Origin of the sequence: Borrelia nietonii YOR (genome assembly GCF_023035795.1) — a bacterium.
GTDB lineage: Bacteria > Spirochaetota > Spirochaetia > Borreliales > Borreliaceae > Borrelia > Borrelia hermsii.
On sequence record NZ_CP073148.1, the window covers coordinates 783,622 to 803,749 of the forward strand.

Annotated in this window: 16 protein-coding genes, 2 tRNA genes and 1 pseudogene; 9 read left to right on the top strand and 10 right to left on the bottom strand. The window is 29.8% G+C overall.

The window, feature by feature from the left end; genetic code table 11:
- Positions 1-43: 43 nt before the first annotated feature.
- On the top strand, positions 44-826 hold the full coding sequence (locus bhYOR_RS03730) for a septal ring lytic transglycosylase RlpA family protein (RefSeq protein ID WP_038452344.1): 783 nt from the start codon (positions 44-46) through the stop codon (positions 824-826).
- Here bhYOR_RS03730 and bhYOR_RS03735 read toward each other — a convergent pair.
- From bhYOR_RS03735 to bhYOR_RS03745, 3 genes are read right to left on the bottom strand one after another with little or no spacing between them, the layout of a single operon-like run.
- Positions 816-2,873, bottom strand: coding sequence for an ATP-dependent DNA helicase (locus bhYOR_RS03735; RefSeq protein ID WP_247088218.1), 2,058 nt, complete (start codon positions 2,871-2,873; stop codon positions 816-818). The genes bhYOR_RS03730 and bhYOR_RS03735 overlap by 11 nt on opposite strands.
- 18 nt (positions 2,874-2,891) lie before the next feature.
- Positions 2,892-3,179 (bottom strand): hypothetical protein, encoded by a 288-nt coding sequence (locus bhYOR_RS03740; protein WP_247088220.1) that lies wholly within the window; start codon positions 3,177-3,179, stop codon positions 2,892-2,894.
- A 2-nt stretch (positions 3,180-3,181) separates the two neighbouring features.
- A complete protein-coding gene (locus tag bhYOR_RS03745) occupies positions 3,182-3,409 on the bottom strand; it encodes a hypothetical protein (RefSeq protein ID WP_025400040.1) in 228 nt (75 codons plus the stop codon).
- A 47-nt stretch (positions 3,410-3,456) separates the two neighbouring features.
- Between bhYOR_RS03745 and bhYOR_RS03750 the strand changes: the two genes are divergently transcribed.
- Together bhYOR_RS03750 and valS are read left to right on the top strand one after the other, a co-directional pair.
- Positions 3,457-4,449, top strand: a complete 993-nt coding sequence (locus bhYOR_RS03750; RefSeq protein ID WP_025400041.1) for a tRNA dihydrouridine synthase — start codon at positions 3,457-3,459, stop codon at positions 4,447-4,449.
- Positions 4,449-7,073 (top strand): valine--tRNA ligase, encoded by a 2,625-nt coding sequence (valS, locus tag bhYOR_RS03755; RefSeq protein WP_025434122.1) that lies wholly within the window; start codon positions 4,449-4,451, stop codon positions 7,071-7,073. The genes bhYOR_RS03750 and valS overlap by 1 nt, the downstream gene beginning before the upstream one ends.
- A 164-nt stretch (positions 7,074-7,237) precedes the next feature.
- Here the strand turns inward: valS and mnmD are convergent, their stop codons facing one another.
- Entirely contained in the window at positions 7,238-7,915 is a 678-nt protein-coding gene (mnmD, locus tag bhYOR_RS03760; RefSeq protein ID WP_025400043.1) for a tRNA (5-methylaminomethyl-2-thiouridine)(34)-methyltransferase MnmD, read from the bottom strand.
- A gap of 194 nt (positions 7,916-8,109) precedes the next feature.
- Positions 8,110-8,382 carry a co-chaperone GroES gene (groES, locus tag bhYOR_RS03765; RefSeq protein WP_025400044.1) on the bottom strand — a complete coding sequence of 91 codons (273 nt, stop codon included), beginning with the start codon at positions 8,380-8,382 and terminating at the stop codon, positions 8,110-8,112.
- Between the two features lie 143 nt (positions 8,383-8,525).
- Here groES and bhYOR_RS03770 point away from each other — a divergent pair, with 143 nt between their 5' ends.
- From bhYOR_RS03770 to bhYOR_RS08465, 4 genes and pseudogenes are all read left to right on the top strand, one after another.
- Positions 8,526-10,157, top strand: a complete 1,632-nt coding sequence (locus tag bhYOR_RS03770; RefSeq protein ID WP_025400045.1) for an ABC-F family ATP-binding cassette domain-containing protein — start codon at positions 8,526-8,528, stop codon at positions 10,155-10,157.
- Positions 10,158-10,179: 22 nt separating this feature from the next.
- The gene (locus bhYOR_RS03775; protein WP_051480142.1) at positions 10,180-11,865 is read left to right on the top strand and encodes an outer membrane protein assembly factor BamB family protein; all 1,686 of its coding nucleotides are present in this window, start codon (positions 10,180-10,182) and stop codon (positions 11,863-11,865) included.
- A gap of 135 nt (positions 11,866-12,000) precedes the next feature.
- A pseudogene (locus bhYOR_RS08460) lies at positions 12,001-13,662 on the top strand (P83/100 family protein); the annotation flags it as partial.
- Positions 13,663-13,794: 132 nt separating this feature from the next.
- Positions 13,795-14,805, top strand: coding sequence for a P83/100 family protein (locus bhYOR_RS08465; RefSeq protein WP_247088257.1), 1,011 nt, complete (start codon positions 13,795-13,797; stop codon positions 14,803-14,805).
- Positions 14,806-14,888: 83 nt separating this feature from the next.
- On the opposite strand, the gene bhYOR_RS03790 is transcribed toward bhYOR_RS08465, so the two are convergent.
- A tRNA-Pro gene (locus tag bhYOR_RS03790) sits at positions 14,889-14,961 on the bottom strand.
- Positions 14,962-14,970: 9 nt separating this feature from the next.
- Positions 14,971-15,044: transfer RNA gene (locus bhYOR_RS03795), tRNA-Arg, on the bottom strand.
- 83 nt (positions 15,045-15,127) lie between these two features.
- Between bhYOR_RS03795 and bhYOR_RS03800 the strand changes: the two genes are divergently transcribed.
- Positions 15,128-15,763 carry an endonuclease III domain-containing protein gene (locus tag bhYOR_RS03800; RefSeq protein WP_025400048.1) on the top strand — a complete coding sequence of 212 codons (636 nt, stop codon included), beginning with the start codon at positions 15,128-15,130 and terminating at the stop codon, positions 15,761-15,763.
- Between the two features lie 19 nt (positions 15,764-15,782).
- Here the strand turns inward: bhYOR_RS03800 and bhYOR_RS03805 are convergent, their stop codons facing one another.
- The 3 genes from bhYOR_RS03805 to bhYOR_RS03815 are packed head-to-tail and all read right to left on the bottom strand — an operon-like array spanning position 15,783 to position 18,069.
- A complete protein-coding gene (locus tag bhYOR_RS03805; RefSeq protein WP_025400049.1) occupies positions 15,783-16,634 on the bottom strand; it encodes an ABC transporter permease subunit in 852 nt (283 codons plus the stop codon).
- Positions 16,634-17,581, bottom strand: coding sequence for an ABC transporter permease subunit (locus bhYOR_RS03810; protein WP_247088222.1), 948 nt, complete (start codon positions 17,579-17,581; stop codon positions 16,634-16,636). Before bhYOR_RS03810 ends, bhYOR_RS03805 begins: the two co-directional genes overlap by 1 nt.
- Positions 17,582-17,628: 47 nt before the next feature.
- A complete protein-coding gene (locus bhYOR_RS03815) occupies positions 17,629-18,069 on the bottom strand; it encodes a septum formation initiator family protein (protein WP_025400051.1) in 441 nt (146 codons plus the stop codon).
- 107 nt (positions 18,070-18,176) lie between these two features.
- On the opposite strand from bhYOR_RS03815, the gene bhYOR_RS03820 reads away from it, so the two are divergent.
- A complete protein-coding gene (locus bhYOR_RS03820) occupies positions 18,177-19,769 on the top strand; it encodes a hypothetical protein (RefSeq protein ID WP_025400052.1) in 1,593 nt (530 codons plus the stop codon).
- Positions 19,770-20,128 lie beyond the last annotated feature (359 nt).

A 20,128-nucleotide genomic window follows, 5' to 3' on the forward strand; every position in this document is an offset into this window, starting at 1 on the left:
GCTTTCTTTATCTTATAATATGCAATATGGTATAATACGTGGTATGGTAAGTTTGTTTAGCCTTATGGGTATTGGCTTTAGATTTGGATTTTTATTTTTATTTTTTGCTGTTACTCAGTTGCAGAGTGCTACTGTGGGGCTTGCTTCATGGTATGGAGAAGCTTTTCATGGCAAGCCTACTGCTAATGGTGAAAAATTTGATATGACAGCTCTTACGGCTGCTCACAAGGAACTTCCATTTAATACTGTTTTACGAGTTACTAATTTACTTAATAATAGGACAGTTGTTGTAAGAATTAATGATAGGGGTCCTTTTAGAAAGGATCGAATAATTGATTTATCAAAATCTGCTGCTGAAAAGCTAGATTTTTTAGGAATAGGTGTTGCTCCTGTAAAAATTGAAGTATTAGAACAATTGGATGAGAAGAAAGTTGTAACGCAAGGGTCTAGAAAAACTGTTAATAGTGAAGATTCTTTTAAGGATGATTCTGTTGTTTCTGCTTCAAAATTGGAGAGAGAAGCTGCTTTAGATAAAGATCACTCTGCGGTTGCAGAAAAGATTTTAAATAATTCTACTAAGGAACCAGATTTCTATATACAAGTTGGTTCTTATAAGATTAAAGATTATGCTCAAAGAGCTTATAAAATACTTCAAAAAGCTGGACTTGATGTTTTAGTGCATTCCCATGGACCTTTTTTTACAGTGTTTATTCCTACTTATGCTGATGATGTTCATAAGAATGTTGAACTTATTAAATCTACAGGATATAAGGATATTTTGGTAAGAAAGACTAAGATTCCAGGAGATAATATTTCTATAGATTAGTGTTTTGTTCTATCTCTTTAAAGAATGTATTTATTATGTGTTTGATATTTTTAAAGTTTAGGTAGTAAGTCTTAATCTCAGGTAGGGCTTGTAGGAATAATTTACCATAAGTTTTCTCAAAAATTCTTTTGTCAAAGCATACTATAATGCCATAGTCTTTTGAATCTCTAATCAATCTTCCAAATCCTTGTTTGAATTTCATTATTGCTTGTGGCAGTGTTTCTTGTGTAAAAAAATTTTCATTTGATTTTGTAGCCAATGCGTTTTTTGCTATTAAGATTGGATCTGAGGGGGTTTGAAATGGTAATTTTGGAATTATGACCATTGTTAATTTATCTCCTTTAATGTCAATTCCTTCCCAAAAGTTTTTCATTCCTATAAGTACACTTTTTTTTTGTGATTTTTTGAAAGAATTTATGAGTTCATGTTTTGGCAATTCTCCTTGTATGAAAAGGTTTATGTCATTTTCACGTAGGAAATCTTTAATGTTTTTTCCTATATATTCTAAACTTTTAAATGAGGTTAAAAGAATTAAAGTTCCTCCTTTGTTTAATATTACTAGTTCTTTAATGTACTGTGTTGATTGATTTAAAAATTCTTCTTCTTTATTGGGGTCTTCAATATCTGATGTAATTGTGAGTATTGATTTTTCTTTATAGGAAAAAGGGTATGTCAATTTTTCCATTTCTATGTCTTGAGCAATTAAATTCAGTCCCGTTTGCTTTAGAAAATATGAAAATGATTGATTTATCATGAGAGTGGCTGAAGTAAAAATTATCCTTTTTGCTCGTTTATACATAATTTTATTTAGACCAGGACCTAAATAAATCTCTGATGTTTTAAATATAGGTATATTTTTTTTATTTTCTATCCAAAAACAAAAATTGTCATATTGATTTTCAGAGATGAATTTTTTAATTAATAATTCTTTATATTCTATATTTTTAATTAATCTTTCTAGTTCAATTTTTGCTGTTTTGTTTTCCATATCTTGTGTTATTGATGTAATGGATGTTTTATAATTTTCTAGATTAGATATGATATTTTGTAAATGTGTTTTAATTCGTATATAAAAATCTGTTTTGTGTGTATCATTGGTAATTCTATAAATTGATGGAAAATCTTTTTGTATTTTTATTATATATTCAATATTCTCAAAGCTTAGCATTGTTGCAATTTCAAAGTTTTTCTTGTATGGACCATTTATGTTTTGTTTTTTTATGATTTTATCTATTTTTGTAAAAATTTGTTTTATCCCAATTCTTGAAAAATTCTTGCTAAATAGGGTTCTTGCAGCTTCTTCTAAATAGTGAGCTTCATCAATTATTATGTTTTTTATATTAGGCAAGATTAAATTAATCTCTTCATGATTTTTTTCAGAGCCATTTTCATAATTTTCTTTTTCTGTTAATATTTCATTTTTTATGTAGAGATCATTTAGAAGTAAATGATGATTGGTTATGATAATATCGCATTCTAATATTTTTTTTCTTGCCTTTTTGAAAAAACATTTATTTTCGTCAGGACAGGTAATACCTGAACATGTTTCAGGGCTTGCTGATACTTCTTCCCAGATTTGTTCATCTATAAAATGGAGTTCATCTCTATCACCTGTTTTTGTATTTTGTGTCCAGTAGATTAGTGCTTCTAAATGTTTTTTATTAAATGTATATGTTAAAAGGTTTTTTTCAAGTTCTTCTAGCCGGCGAAGGCAGAGATAGTTTCTCATTCCTTTAATTACCCCAAATCTCATTTTAAAAGGAATGAGCTTCTCTAATGTCTCGATATCTTTTTTAATGAGTTGTTCTTGAAGATTAATAGATGCTGTTGAGATTATTACTTTTTCTTGTGTTTTTTGAATGAAATCAATAGCAGCAATTAAGTAGGCAAGACTTTTTCCAGTTCCTGTTGGTGCTTCAATGACTAAAAAATTTTCATTTTCAAAGGCTTTGCTTATTTTTTCTATCATCTTTAATTGTGTATTCCTTTTTACAAAGCCTTTGATGTTTAATTCTGCTTGTTTGAGCATGTATTCAACTAATTTCAATTTTAGTAAGTATCCTTGTTAATAATTTTGCAAATTTTTAGGTATTTTTACCGAATTTATTTTAACTTTCTTATGATTTAAAGCTTCTTTTTGCATCTTTTTCATGTTTATGATATTTGGAATTATTATTGTATTCATTTTGAGATATACTTCACCATGTATCTCAGGCATTGTTGACGTTTCAGTTAATTTTGCACTTATTGTCTTAAAAAAGTTTGTCTTAGATATTGTTGTGATTATTAGCCCTGAGACCGAGGAGTAAACATTTTTTATAAATTCTTTTAATTTTGAATTGCTGTTCCCCAAGCTCATTGCTTAAAATCTTGCTCCAAATTATCATCATTGTCTCTAGTTAAGGGATTTTCCGTAAAGTTTATGTGGTTATTTATTGCGGTGTGAGCATTTTTGTAATAAAAGTTATTAGAAAAAATTATTATGTCTTTATTGATTTTTAATATGCTCTTAAATTTATCTCTAGTTAATTTTGAAATTTTTTTTATTTTTCTGTAAGGCATACTGATTTCTTTGAAATTCATTTTGTGCATTTCTTTACCATAATGTTGTCTTATTATATATTTATTTTATGAATTTTTTAAGTAATATGAGTCGTCCCATTATGATTTTGGCTCCAATGGAAGATGTCACAGATACTGTTTTTAGAAATTTAATTCATTTAATAGGGAATGGAAAGGATGTGCCTGATATTTATTTTACCGAATTTATTTCCGTAAAAGGACTTTTAAATAAATCAAAGCAGTCAATTCAACATATTTTGACAAAAAATGATGAACTTAATCGACCATTGATTGCTCAAATTTGGGGAAAGGAGCCTGATGAATTTTTTAAGGCAATAGAAATTTTAAGTAATTTGGGATTTTGGGGTATTGACCTTAATATGGGTTGTCCTAAGAAAAAAATAGTTAAAAAGGGAGTTTGTTCTGCTTTAATTAACAATAAATCTTTGGCCCGTGAAATAATTATGGCAAGTAAAGAGGCGTGTTTGAAATTTGGATTGCCTCTTAGTGTTAAGACAAGACATGGGTTTTTTTATTCTGAGGTTGAAGATTGGTTAGGATTTTTACTGGAACTAGGTATTGATATGTTGATTGTGCATCCCAGGCTTGCTGTTAATCAGAGTGAAGGGCCTATAGATGTTGCTGTGTTTGATGAGCTTGTTAAGCTGAGGGATCAAATCAATCCTTCTGCATTAATTATTGGCAATGGAGGTATTTTAAGTCTAGAGCAAGCACATCAGATTGTAAGGGAGCATTCTATTGATGGAGTAATGTTTGGTTGTGGGATTTTTAGGAATTTAAACTTATTTAGAAAAGGTTTGCCAAACTTTTTGAGTAACAATTTAAATTATAGATTAAATATATTAAAATTGCATATAACGGATTTTCATTCTACCTGGAGTCTTACTAAGGATTTTAATAAACTTAAGAAGTACTTTAAAATTTATTTTAATGAAGATGAAAGACGTAGCGAGTATTTTCATAATATTATGAATTCAAGTAATTATGATGAGCTTTTTGAAAATCTAAGTCGAATGGATATAGGAGATGATCTTAAGTAATGAGCGATGAACTTTCAAAAAATTATAATCCTAAAGTTTTTGAAGATAAAATTTATAAAAAATGGTTAGATAATGGTGTATTTAGTCCTAATGATGGGATTGAGTCGAGATTTAGCATGGTAGCACCCCCTCCAAATGTTACAGGCATTCTTCATATGGGGCATGCCCTTAATTTTACTTTACAAGATATCCTTGTTCGTTATAAGAGAATGCAGGGCGCTAATACTCTTTGGCTTTTTGGAACGGATCATGCTGGAATTGCAACCCAAGCAGTTTTTGAAAAACAGCTTAAAGAGTTTGGAAAAAGTAAAGATGATTTTAGTCGTGAAGAATTTGTTGAAGAAATCTTTAAATTAAAGAATAAACATAGAGAAATAATTGTTAATCAAATAGAAAAGCTTGGGGCTTCTTATGATCATTCTAGGGAGAGGTTTACTCTTGATGCTGGGCTTTCTCAAGCTGTTAATAAAGTTTTTATTGATTTATATAATAAGGGATTAATTTATAAGGGAGAATACCTTGTAAACCTTGACCCTGGGTCTGGAAGTGTTGTTAGTGATGAAGAGGTTGAGTATAAAGAGGTTATTGGCAAGATTTATTTTATTAAATATTTATTAGATGATGATACTTTTATTGAAGTTGCAACGACTAGACCTGAGACAATTTTTGGAGATGTGGCTGTTGCTGTTAATCCTAATGATGATCGGTATAAATCTTTAATTGGTAGAGACGTTACAGTTCCTATTGTAAATAGAAAGATTAAGATAATAGCAGATAGTTATGTTGATATGGAATTTGGTAGTGGCGCTTTAAAAATAACACCTGTTCATGATCCTAATGATTTTGAAATTGCAAAAAGACATGATCTTGCTAAGATAAATATTTTAACTAAGGATGCGAAACTAAATGAGAATGTTCCAAGTGAGTATCAAGGCTTAAGTGTTAGTGCTGCAAGGAGCAAGATAGAAAGGGATTTAAAGGACCAAGGGTTCTTGATAGATGTTAAGAGTCATAAACATCAGGTTGGGTATTGTCATAGATCTGGTGAGATCATTGAGCCTTATTTATCGAATCAGTGGTTTGTACGAATGAAACCTTTAGCTGATGCTGCTTTAAAAGCTTTAATAAACGGTGAGATTAAATTTTATCCTAAAAAGTGGGAGAATACATATAAACATTGGTTATTAAATATTAAGGATTGGTGTATATCTAGACAGTTGGTTTGGGGGCACAGAATTCCTGCCTGGTATGATGTTAAGACAGGAGAAATTATCGTTAGTGAATCTGATCCCTCACTAAGTGAAGAGCATAAAGGCAGGGGTTTTGTTAGAGATCCAGATGTACTTGATACTTGGTTTTCTTCTTGGTTATGGCCATTTTCTTCTCTTGGTTGGCCAGAGATTACTCTTGATTTTAAAAATTATTATCCTACAAATACTTTGATTACTGCTTATGACATAATATTTTTTTGGGTAGCAAGAATGGTAATGGCAGGACTTGAGTTTACAGGTCAAGTTCCTTTTAAAGATATATATATAACACCCCTTTTAAGAGATAAGAAGGGCAAAAAAATGTCAAAATCTTTAGGTAATGGTATAGATCCTCTTGAAATTATCGATCAGTATGGAAGTGATGCTTTGCGTTTTACTCTTGCATTTTTATCTGTGCAAGGTCAGGATTTGAATATTGATACTAAAGATTTTATGTTTGGAGCTAAATTTTCAAATAAAGTATTTAATGCCTCTAAATTTATTTTATCAAATTTAGAGGGTAGGGTAGTATTAGACAGGTTAGAGTTAGATAGTGTCGATAAATGGTTACTTACGAGTTTAAATTCAACTGTTGCCATTCTAGATTGGGCTTTTAAAAATTATAAGTATAATGAGGCTACTAAAGCAGTATATGAGTTCTTTTGGAATGATTTTTGTGATTGGTATATTGAAATTAGTAAAATTAATTTAAGTAGTGATGATATTAATCTTCAGAATATGACTATTTCTAAGTTAGTTTTTTTCTTGAAAGAATCTTTACGCATTATGCATCCATTTATACCTTTTATTACTGAAGAGCTTTATTCTAAGCTTATGTCTTTGAAAGATGTATTAGCTTTAGAAAAGTATCCTGAGTTTATTAGTCAAAGAGATTTTAAGGAGGAGTTTCAGCGGTTTAATTTATTGAAAGAATTTATTGTATCAATTAGAACTCTTAGGAGTGAATTTGGTATAGTTCCTAATATTAAGATTAATGTTGCTTTGAAATTTGGCAATACTTTTAAATACGAGGGATATTTTAAGGAGCATGAACATATTGCAAAGAAACTGATTAACTTTGATTGCATTTTTTACAATGAAAATTATGATAATATGATAGGTGTTCCTAATGTTGACTTTGAAAGTTTTGCGGATATTAAGAGTTTAATAGATACTGATAAAGAGCTTGCAGGGCTTAGTAAACAACTAGAAAAATATGATCGACTTAAACATGTAACTTTGAAAAAGCTTCAAAATCAAGATTTCTTATCAAATGCTCCTGGTGAGATTATTGATCTTGAGAAGTCAAAATTAGAAGAATTTGATTCTTTCATTTCAAAAATTAACAATTATATTGATAACTTAAGGAGATAGTACTAATCTTCTTAAGTTAAGATAATATTGCTTTTGGTTATATTGTGTTTATGTAAAGTATTTCTAGTATTTAGGTTATTAGATAGCTTTTGTGTTAGTCATGTAGAACTGTTTTTAAAAATTTACATTTTTGCTTCTTAATTTTTTGGCCTCTTTGAATAAATTTATTGCTCCTTTTGTGCTTTAAGCATATGTTTTTTATTGTTGAATCCTTTTACTCTAGAGTAATTAAAATTGGCTAGTTTTAATCCATCTTTTACAATTCTTGCTGCAGAGAATGTTGAAAGTTTTGTTCCAATTTTGCTCTTTTCTGAGATTATGGCAAATATTTCCTTATTCCACATTTTAGGATTTTTGTTTGGACTAAATCCGTCTAAAAACCAGTAATCTATGTATTTTGGTAGTTCTTTAAGTTTTTCCCTAGCATCTCCCACTAAGATTTTCAGATTAATATTGTTTGTTATTTGGTATTTTATGTTTTTAATTGGTGTATTGGGGTATTTTTTAAGCAATATCTTAAAATAGTGTATATCTTTGATAAAAAATTGTGATATTTTTTTGATTTGCTCTTTTTTAAGTGGGAATTTTTCAATTGAGTAATAATTAATTTTTGTTTTGAAGTTATTTTCTGTTAAATATTTTAAAAGCGCTATGAAATTAAGACCAGTTCCAAATCCTAATTCTGCGATTGTTATTCTTTGTAGATTCTCAAGTTCTCTATCTAGGTCACAGCCTTTAATGAATACATAAATACTCTCTTCAAGTCCGTATTGCGGATCATAATAGATATCCTCAAATTTACTTGAATATATAGTTTTACCTTGAAATATTAATTTCTCCATTCTTTATTTTACGTATGCATAAACATGGAATAATTTTTATTTAGGAAAATTAAATAAAAATTACTGGTTTTAAAAGCAATATTATTAACCTGAATTTAATTTGTTTGACTAGGATAACAGGATGTAAACCGATAAGTTTTAAGGTTTTGCCTTTTTAAGAGAAACTAAAGCTTAATTTTAGTTTCTCTTAACCTTTATTCTTCTATAATAGCTATAATCTCTTTTGCTTTTAGAATTAAGTGTTCCTTATCTTCAATCCTTACAGCAGCACCAGCATACTTTTCATAAAGCACTGTGTCTCCAACTTTTACAGTAATGTCTTCCTTGTTAGAGCCAATAGCTATGACTGTTCCAATGTTTGTTTTTTCTTTTGCATTCTCTGGTATATATAGTCCTGAAGTTGTTTTACTTTCGGCTTCTTTTATTTTTATTAAAACTCTATCAGCTAAAGGTTTAATATTTTTCATTTTCAAACATCTCCTTAATTTGATAATATAAATATACGAAAAGTGAAGTATTAAGTCAATATATTTGGAGAATACTTGAAACTTCATTTAATTTTAAAGATAATTCTTTTAATAATAATATCGAGTTTAGGTGGAAAAGTAGTTTGATAGCAGTAAGTAATTTAGAAGTTGCATTTGGAGAGAGGGTTTTATTTAAAGATGTTAATGTTAAATTTTTTTCTGGAAATTGTTATGGGATAATTGGGGCTAATGGTGCAGGGAAGAGTACATTTTTGAAAGTTTTAGGCGGAACGATTGAACCTAGCAAGGGTGAGGTCGCAGTTGCTAAGAATCAAAGAATAGCTGTTCTTGAGCAAAATCAATTTGCTTATGATGATTTCAGGGTTATTGATACTGTGATCATGGGTCACAAAAAGCTTTATGCTGTGCAAAGAGAAAAAGATTTAATTTATGAAAAGCCTGATTTTAGTGATGAGGATGGAATTAGGGCTGGAGAACTTGAGGCTGAATTTGCAGAACTTGGGGGTTATGAGGCTGAGTCTAATGCCGCAGTCCTTCTTAAAGGGCTTGGTATAGAAGAGTCGGTTCATTCTAGTTTGATGAGAGATATTGAGGCGGCTTTAAAAGTAAGGGTGCTCTTAGCACAAGTTCTTTTTGGAGAGCCTGATATATTACTTCTTGATGAGCCTACTAATAATCTTGATATTCAATCGATTAAGTGGCTGGAAGAATTTTTAATTAATTTTGAAAATACAGTTATTGTTGTGTCACATGATAGACACTTTTTAAATCAAGTTTGTACTCATATTGTTGATATTGATTATGGAAAAATTCAAGTTTATCTTGGTAACTATGATTTTTGGTATGAAACTAGTCAAATTCTTAATAAACAACTTAAAGAAGCTAAGAAAAGATCTGAAGAGAAAATAGCAGAACTTAAAACTTTTATTCAAAGATTTTCAAGTAATGCATCGAAATCTAGACAAGCGACTTCAAGAAAGAAATTAATTGATAAGATTAAAGTTGAAGATCTAAAACCATCTTCAAGGAAGTTTCCTTATGTTAACTTTAAGAGTGAAAGAGACCTTGGGAAAAATGTTATTACAATTAAAAATTTGAGCAAGGAATTTGAAGGACAACATATTTTAAATAAGTTTAGCATTGTAGTAGAACCTGGGCAAAAGGTTGTCTTTTTAGGCAGTCCAATCTCAGCAAGTTCTCTTTTTGATGTAATTACTAATGAAGATAGAGATTATAAGGGTCATTATGAATGGGGCGCTACTGTTAATTTTGCTTACTTTAAGAAGGATAATGAGCAATATTTTAGTGTGGATTTAAGTTTGGTAGATTGGTTAAGGCAGTATTCAAAAGAGCAGGATGAAACTTATATTAGGGGATTTTTGGGACGAATGCTTTTTAGTCAAGATGAAGCTTTAAAAAAAGTTAATATCCTCTCAGGGGGTGAAAAGGTAAGATGTATGCTTTCAAAGATAATGCTTAGTGGAGCTAATGTATTATTATTAGATCAACCAACTAATCATTTAGATCTTGAAGCAATTACATCTTTAAATACGGGTCTTCAAGATTTTAAAGGAGTTGTATTATTCACATCCCATGACCATCAATTTATTGATACCATTGCGAATCGGATTATTGAATTTACACCTAATGGAATAATTGATCGTTTTATGACTTTTTCAGAATATATTGATGATTCTAAAGTCAAAGAGTTAAGAGATAAGCTTTATGAAGGACATGCCAGCTTAAAACTTTAATTATATGTTTAACCATTACAGGATGTTTGTGGTTTTGAAGGTAAATGTTTGTATTTTTATATTTTTAGGTGCTTGTTTTTCCCTTTCAGCAGATGTTAATCTTTATTTCCAGAAAGCTTTAACAGGGCAGGTTTTAGGAAATCCTATTCTTGATGAGAGACGTGATACTATTACGGTGCTAACAAAGGATAGGTGGTTGATGACTTATACTATGTCTTTAAATAAAAAGTATGCTTATAGGTTAGATCGGACCCCATATCCCTTCCTTTTAAAGGATTTTGGTAGTGGTTATTATGTTATTACAGGGCGTAATGAAGTTCAAAAGATTAGAAGAGGAAAGCTTATATGGAAATATAAGTTAGGTGCCTCTCCAATAAAAGCCCCTTCAATAGGGAATGGTTATATTTTAATTCCCCAGGCTGATGGAAAAGTTATTGCTTTAAGACTTGGTGATGGTCAAAAGGTTTTTGAGGTAAATATAGAAGGGAAGGCAGCAACTTCTTCTGTTGTTCTTGAGAATGGCAATTTTTATATTGCAAATGAACATTATAGAATGTTTGCTTTTAATTCTGAGGGAGGGCAAATATGGAGTACTGAGCTTATGTCTTTTCCCAATGTATTAATGATAAGTACTAATAATGAGATAGTCGTTGGATGTCAATCTGGAGATGTTGTTGTATATGATAGTGATTTTGGTGATATGTTAAGTTCTATTAGTTTAAACTATCCTATTAATTTTTTATTTGAAAAATTTAATGGAGAATATATTGCAATCTCTGATATTGGGATTTTTTTTAATTTAAGTAAAAATCTTGATCTTATATTTTCTAGAGCTTTACCTTTAAAACTTAAGGAAGCTATGCTTTATGATAATAAAAATCTTTTTATTGTTATGGAGTCAAATGGCGTTTTAGCTCTTGATGAATATTTCAAACCGGTTGATAGCTATGATGATATGAAGGAAATATCGGGTCTTGTATCTAATGTTGGAATTATTGCTACTGGTGGATTTAATTGGATACTGACTACTTATTATTATGAATATAAAGATGAGCTTGATGTTATTGTTTGGAATCATACATTAGGTAATAGATATCATCAAAATAGGATAGATTTTAGAGAAAAATCTTTATTAGAGCATGAGGATATTTATTTGGATCTTGATGAAATGTTGAATTCTACATACAATAGAAAGGTTTATAATAAGTTTTTAAGTGTTCTAGATTCTTTGGTAATGAAATATGGTAGTTTCCCTAAAAAATATTTGGATTTATATAGAAAAGCTATTAATAATTGGCTTGCCCCAAAAAATGGAGTTGATAGAATAGCTCAAAGGGGACAGCTTTATAAATATTTTATCTATGTTGATGATGCAGCCTCGGTTAAGAGTTTTATCAATATGGCAATTGAAGAAAAGGATATTAACAATGTAATTCAATTAGTTAACAGTATTGCTGGATTTGAATATTATTATGGGCAAGATGAGCTTGTATATAATTATATTCAGTATGTAATATTAAATTATCAGGGTAATTTAGAGATAGCATATGCTGTTCTTTTAAGCTTGCGCAAGATAATTTTGAATTCTACAGAGGATAATCTTAAGAGATATAGAAGTAAATATTTAACACTTTTGAAATTTATAAGACGCCAAAATTTTTCTGAAAAAATTAATCAGTATGTTAATGAAATTATTGTGTCTCTTTGATTTATTTTGTTGCTAATTTTATGTTATTATTTATTGAATACATCTTATAGTATGTTAGGATTGATGTTTAATTTATACCGATTTAGTTAATAATAAGGTTTATAATTAACTAGGAAACTAGGAGAGAATTTTGTTATGAAAAGAATATGGATATTTTTTAATTTTTTATTTATCTTTTTAAATATTTTTACTTTTCATGCTAGAGAAGTAGATAAGAAGAAGTTGAAGGATTTTGTTAATATGGATCTTGAATTTGTTAACTATCGGGGTCCTTATGATTCTACAGATACGTACCTGCAAATAGTAGGTATTGGTGAGTTTTTAGCTAAGAATTTAACTAATAACAAATCTAACTATTACAGCAAGTATTATGTTAATAGGTACATTGACAGTGAGGATGAAAAGAGTAGTTCAGATGTTTTTATTATTGGTGAGAATTCTTCTCTTGATAGTATTTTAAATCTTAGACGGATACTTACAGGATATTTGATGGAGGGGTTTAATTACAGTCAAGAGAGTGCAGAATTACTTGCTAAAGCTATTACAATATATAACGCTACTTATCGAGGTGATTTGGATTATTATAGTGATGCTTATATTCAGCCTGCCCTTGAGGGTTTAAGTAAGAATAATGTAGGACTTTCAAGAGTTTATAGCCAATGGGCTGGAAAGACTTATATTTTTGTTCCTCTTAAGAGAAATATTTTATCAGGAAACATTGAATCAGATGTTGATCTTGACAAAATAGTTACAGATAAGGTAGTAATCTCTCTTTTAAGTGAAAATGAGGAAGTTGGTACTGACTTTGCAAGAGATTTAACTGATGTTCAGGATGAAATTCGTGATGTTGATCAGGAAAAAATTGATATTGAGTCTGCTACTTTGAAAAGCATTGATGATGAATTAACCGAGACTATTGATAACTTAAGGGAACAACTTGAGAGGGCTACAGATGATGCTGAGAAGGAAGGCATTAAGAAGCAAATTGATGATAAGCTAGTTAAGCGAGATGCTTTAAAGGATAAGACAGATGGGCTTGAAAAGTCACAGAAGAAATTAGATAGTTCGCAGGAGAAATTAGATAGGCAAAGGGATAGAGTTAAAGATAAAGTTCAAGAAAGTATTGATAAAGTGAATAGAGGCAAGAATTTGCCAAAACCTGGAGCAATAAGTTCTCCAAAAGTAGATGATAAATTGCAATTAATTGAAACTATTGAAGATTTGGAAGAGCAACTTGAGAGGGCTACAGATGATGCTGAGAAGGAAATTATTAAGAAGCAAATTGATGATAAGCTAGTTAAGCGAGATGCTTTAAAGGATAAGACAGATGGGCCTAAAGAGCTGCAGAGGCGGTTAGATGGGCGAAGGGATGCAGTTAAAGATAAGGTGCAGGAAGGTATTAATAAAGGAAAGCTAGATAATAATTTGCCAAAACCTAGGGAAGTAAGTTCTCCAAAAGTAGATGATAAATTGCAATTAATTGAAACTATTGAAGATTTGGAAGGGCAACCTAAGAGAGCTACTGCTGATGTTGAGAAGGAAGGTATTAAGAAGCAAATTGATGATAAGCTAGTTAAGCGAGATGCTTTAAAGGATAAGACAGATGGGCCTAAGGAGCTGCAGAGGCGGTTAGATGGGCGAAGGGATGCAGTTAAAGATAAGGTGCAGGAAGGTATTAATAAAGGAAAGCTAGATAATAATTTGCCAAAACCTAGGGAAGTAAGTTCATTAAAGAAGGATGAAAAATTAAAGTCAGCTTCTGAGTTGAAAAGACAACTTAAGAGAGCTACTGCTGATGTTGAGAAGGAAGGTATTAAGAAGCAAATTGATGATAAGCTAGTTAAGCGAGATGCTTTAAAGGATAAGACAGATGGGCCTAAGGAGCTGCAGAGGCGGTTAGATGGGCGAAGGGATGCAGTTAAAGATAAGGTGCAGGAAGGTATTAATAAAGGAAAGCTAGATAATAATTTGCCAAAACCTAGGGAAGTAAGTTCATTAAAGAAGGATGAAAAATTAAAGTCAGCTTCTGAGTTGAAAAGACAACTTAAGAGAGCTACTGCTGATGTTGAGAAGGAAGGTATTAAGAAGCAAATTGATGATAAGCTAGTTAAGCGAGATGCTTTAAAGGATAAGACAGATGGGCCTAAGGAGCTGCAGAGGCGGTTAGATGGGCGAAGGGATGCAGTTAAAGATAAGGTGCAGGAAGGTATTAATAAAGGAAAGCTAGATAATAATTTGCCAAAACCTAGGGAAGTAAGTTCATTAAAGAAGGATGAAAAATTAAAGTCAGCTTCTGAGTTGAAAAGACAACTTAAGAGAGCTACTGCTGATAGTCCTAAAAATATTCCTAGTGTTGTAAACAATCAATCTCGAAGCTTGCCTGATAAGGCTTTAGCTTTTAAAAAGCAACCAGATCAATCTGAAGGTGTAGGTAAGTTACCTCTTGAGACTGGAAATCAAAAACCTATACATAAACCTATGTTTTTAGAGGTTTTAAATCCCAATACGAATTTGGGAGTTCTTAGGTTAATTGACTCAGATGGAGGCCAATTGGAAGAGGCTTCTAGGTATGGTATTAGGAGGTATGGGGTTTATGAGAGAAGAGATGATTTTGTAGCTATAAAACTTTGTTCAGGTATTGCAAAGCTTCAGTTGCTTAATAAAGCAGAAAATTTAAAAGTTGAATCTGAAGCAGATTTTGAGTTAAGTAGAGATTCTTCTCTTTATGTTGATTCAAAAATGATTTTGGTAGTTGTTAAGGATAATAATGTTTGGAAATTAGCAAAGTTTTCTTCAAAGGATTTAAGTGAATTTATTCTATCAGAAGATGAAGTTTTGCCATTTACAAGTTTTACTGTTGATGCAGGTTATGTTTATTTGCAAGATGCATCTAAAAAGCTTATTACTTTGGATCTAAATACTTTAAAAAAAGTGTCTTAAATTATTTTTTAATTAAACAGTGTTTTTAAGTAATTAAAAAAGGAAGAACAAAATTTTGTTCTTCCTTTATATTATAGAAACAGTCGGGACAGTGAGATTCGAACTCACGATCCCCTGCTCCCAAAGCAGGTGCCTTAGCCACTAGGCCATGTCCCGAAAAAATTACGCGCCAATTAGGACTCGAACCTAAAACCTACAGATTAGAAGTCTGTTGCTCTGTCCAGTTGAGCTATTGGCGCTTTTGAGCCTAAAATTGAGTATATCATGTTGAAAAAACCTTGTCAATAAAAATATTATTACTTATGTTTTGTTATAATTACGGATGTTTTATAATTATTTTATGCTTAACATTGATTTAATTGTAGATGAAGCTTTATCTAGATATCCGGATGTTAAACCTTTTTTAACTTTTAGGAATAATTATGAGCTTTTGATAATGGTAATTTTGAGTGCAAGGACAACTGATAATATGGTTAATAAAATTGCGCCTGAGCTTTTTAAAAGATATGGAGATTTTGAAAGTTTGGCAAATGCTGATTTGATAGATGTTAAGCAATTGATTTATAAGTTAGGATTTTATTCAAATAAATCTAAGAATATTATAAATTGTGCACGAATGATTTTAGAAAAATTTAAAGGTATTATTCCGAATGATATTTTTGATCTTGTATCTTTGCCAGGAGTAGGTAGAAAGACCGCTAATGTTATTCTTGGAGTTATTTATAATAAGCCGGCTATAATTGTAGATACTCATTTTAGTAGGGTTGTTATCAGGCATGGGATTACCTTTAAGAGAACCCCTTTAGAAATTGAATTAGATTTAAAGAGTAAAATACCTGCTGATAAGCAATATAGATTTTCTATGGCTATTAATAGACATGCAAGAGATATTTGTACATCACGTAGTAAAACTTGTAAAAATTGTTTTTTAGAAAAATTTGCACCAAGACTTTTTTGATTGTAGTTTCAATGTAGTTTCATGATGAAATGAAATATTTCATGTGTTTTTTAAGTTTTGAACTTATGAATGTTAGTATAATGTTAATGATGAGTAGTATCATTAAAGGATATGCCCATATCCAAGCGTATTCTCTTCCCATTTCGATGTATCCTAAAAGTTCCCCAAGGCTTGGATAGTAGCTTTTATCTTTTTGTTGTAAGAAATTTATTACTTCAAAAGTAGTCAGACTTTTTGAGATTTGTAGGGGAATTATTGATGATATTGATGAGAAAACTTCTGGAAATATGTGGTATATAATTATTCTAAATTGACTTGCGCCCATAGTCTTGCTTGCTTTCACGTAATCAAGGTTTTTAATTAGTAGTGTATTATTTCTTGCTATGAACGAAAATTTGATCCATCCATGTATTAAGGCTAAAGTAAATGCAACCTTCAATATATTATAATTTTCTTGTTTTGCAAAGTAGTAAAAAATTAACATTAATATGTAAGAAAATGGTATTGTTTGTAGTGCTTCTATTGGTTTTGAGATTATTAAACAAGTTTTAAATTTTAAACTTCCTATTATTATTCCTATAAAGATTCCAATTATTGCAGAAATTGTTGCATAACTAAATGCAAGTAAAATAGAATTTCTAGTGGCAATTATTAATCTTGCCAGTATATCTCTGCCCATTTTATCCGTTCCTAGAGGATTTGTGGCTGTTGGTGTTTGAGGTAGTTTGTTTATTGTCTGGATGTATGTTTTATTTGGGTCTTTTTTGTATATTGCGAATTTTGAATTTTCATTAATTAATTCAGGAATTATTATTAAAAATAAAATGAATATTCCTAATGATATAATGCATAATTTTTTAAGTTTATACATTATTCTATTACATCCTTATAAGGATTAATATTATGTGTTAAAATATCCGTTATTAAATTTGGTATGAGCATAATAAATACACCAACAAATAGTAAGTTTTTATAGAGAATATAATCATTATGTTTGATAGCATTAATTGTTAAAGCTCCAATTCCATCAATTCCAAACATTATCTCAATAAAAGACGCACCGAAAAAAGCTGTTGCAAGAGTAGGTCTAAGTTGGGTAATTAATGGAACTAGAGAGGGAATTAATGCATGGAGTGTTATTATTTTGAAATTTTTAACTCCCCTTGATTTTGCGGGTATTATGTAAAATTCAGATAGATTTTTATCTAGAGATTGTTTAAAAATGACAGCATTAAATATGAAAAATGAAAAAAACCATGCAAATCCGCCTATTATTAAATTTTTTGGATTTATTTTTAGGTAGTAAAGTAGAGAAGTTATTAGTATTACAGTTAGATTTCTTGGTAGTGAGTGCAAGAATAACATTATGTATTCTAAAATATTATTTAAAATTTTATTTTTTACAAATAAAGTCCAAATGAGAATAAAAAGAATGGCTACTGCATAAGAGAGTACAGCGCATGGGATTGATATTTTTAATGTGTTTTTCATTTTGCTAAAAATTACACTCATTGGTGATTTGCCTTTTGTAAGTGGGGAATTGTAAGGTGTTCCCCATATTAATCCTTTATACTTTGTTTTATAAACTATGTATAAGCTTCCTGCAATATGTTTAGCAAAATGATCATTGTCTAAGGGTATATTTGGGTCAAAATCGTATATTAACTTATAGCTTTCAATGCTCTTAAGTATTCCAATGTATTCCAAATAGTCTTTAAATATATTCTTTTGTATGAATGGGATATTTGAATTATCATTTGAAAATATATTTATTAATGATATGCAAAAGAATGTTGATATAATAGCATTAATCAACATATATAATATATTCTTTAGAATAAATGTAGCTGTAACTATATCTCCCTTTATCTTCCTTTATGGAGAGTTTTTATTTTGTCAAAATAACTTAATAAGAAATAAGAAATCAGTGAAATTACTATTGATATTAAGTAAAAATTTTTATCTATGTTTTTATTTCCCAAACTGTGTTTTATATTTAAAATATTCCCCTGGTAGTAGTTTTCATTTTTATCAAAACTTTTTATAATCGTGGAATTTTTAGGATAATATCCCAGCTTACTTGCTTCTCTTAAGATTGCTGACTTAGATATTTGCAAGTTGATATACTTTGTTTTTAAAGTTTTTTGTATTTTTTTTAATTTTTCAATATGCTCTTTCATTAAAATTAAATTACTATTTAATTTTTTATAGTTAACAATTCCTGTTTCTCCAAAGATTGGTGTTATTATGAAATAGCTTATTACTCCTGTATAAATAGATAACATAATTTTTTTTGTTAGAAACATATTGCCTTGTAATTATATCTTTAATATATTATATTTACAAGTATATGATCGTTGACTATGGGTGTTTGTAACCTTTGTTTAAGTAGATTTGGAGAAGAACTTTTAGTATGGCAAATCATAAAAATTCTTTTTTTATCAAGGCAGGTCCTAGAGAAGTTGATTTCGATATGGATAGTGTGTTTTCACAGCACTCAGTTGATGGCAAAATTGTTTCTCTGCGTTCCGAGGAGATTAAAGATCTCTTAGATGAGAAATTATTAAAACTTGATTCTTCTTTAGCCCAAAGACATGGTGAGCTAGTTAATTATTTAAGAAAGGTTGAGGGTCGTATTTCAAGGGTTGAAGATGAAATACTTGGACGTAATTTGAACTCTCTTGAGGAATTTGATAATTCTAATTTGAAAGCAATGAATCTTATGAGTTCTCAGAATGAAATTAATGTTAAAGATAATGAGTTTGGTGAATTAGTAAGAAAAGAAAATAATTTGCCAAATGTTTCACTTGATCAAGAAGAGTTAGATGCTTTGCTTGAAGGACTTAATGAAATTTCAAGGGATGATAAGAAAAGCTTTAGTAGTAACAGTAATTTGGAAAATGATTCTGATGTAGGCATTTCTTTTGAAGATGCTCCTAAAAATGAGCTTAATGGTTTGGATATAGATCATAATTTATCTTTGCAAGCAGAGAATAATATGCATAACGTTGTTGATGTGTTGTCTGACAAAGAAGATAGAGAACCTTTAGGTGTTGATTTTATTACATCCCAGGATAATGATTTATTGGGCAAGTCTCCTTTTGGTGCGGCTAATATTACTAATGGTGATGGTAGTAAGGGTCAGGATTTGATGATGAACTTAGATGGAGATAATAAAGTTTTAAGAGAGCCTGTAGTAGGCAAAAGTTCTCTTGGTGTTGATTTGGAGATTAAAAATAATGCTCATTCAGGTGATTTTGTCCTTAATGAAGATCCCTCTAATGTAGAGAGTGTACAGGAACAGAATGTTTCATCTTATGAGCAAGATGATTTAAGAGAGCATGTTCATCTTTTAGATGATGGTTTAAATGAAATTGAATATTCAGATAAAAACTTAGAAGATTTAAATGGGGAAAAATTTAGGGAAGGGAATGAAGAAGCAAGTGATGTTAATGATGTTATTGCTCATGAAATTGATGGTGCAGATATAAATTTGACTGGTGATGTACCTTTGCATGAAGTAAATGATGGTATTGATGATATTGATTTGCTACAAAAGCAGGAAATTGGTAATATTTCTTCTGGTTTAAAAAAGCTTGATAATTTTGAAGATGTATTAAAGGCAGATTTGAATTGTATGGACTTGCAAGGTTGTATTAAAGATTTTGAAGAGAAAAATCTTTATGATACTGACTTAAGTGATTTAGAAGAGAAGTTGGGGCAAGATGAAGAGTTGGATTCATGTTCTCCAAAGGAACAAGAAATTCGAGGTGATAATGATACTTCCGATTTTAGTTTTGCTGATGTTGAGACTATAATAAATAAGTTTAATGATAATGAGTATTTAAGTAAGATTAAATTGAGTTGTGAAGAACGGGCTGCATTAGTTAAGTTTATTAGTAGATTAGAGGGCGATCTTGATTCTAGTCCTAAGGGTAATAGTTTTAAAATTAAAAAAGAATATGAGATTTTGCAAAAAATTAAGCGTTTACTGGTAAGAGAGTAGGGATATCTATTTAATTAGATACTATTTTTTATTTTTTGTTGCTTCAGTTTTATTTTTATTTTTAACTTTTTTTTATTTTATTAATAAATTTTTAAATCAGATTGATTTTGATCTTGATGATTTAGTAGATGATATAAAATCATATAATATAAATTTTTTTAAAGATTTAGATCTAGAAAATTATTTTGATAAAACTTTATTTGATAATGATTTGGTTAATTCTTATTATTTACTCTCATCGGTTAATGGGATGCTAGTTTATAAATCAAAAGATGATTCAATTTATAAATTTACTGGTAAATTAGAACCGTCTTCTTTAAGTCATAGTATTTTTATAAAAAGAATTAAAGTTAATTTTG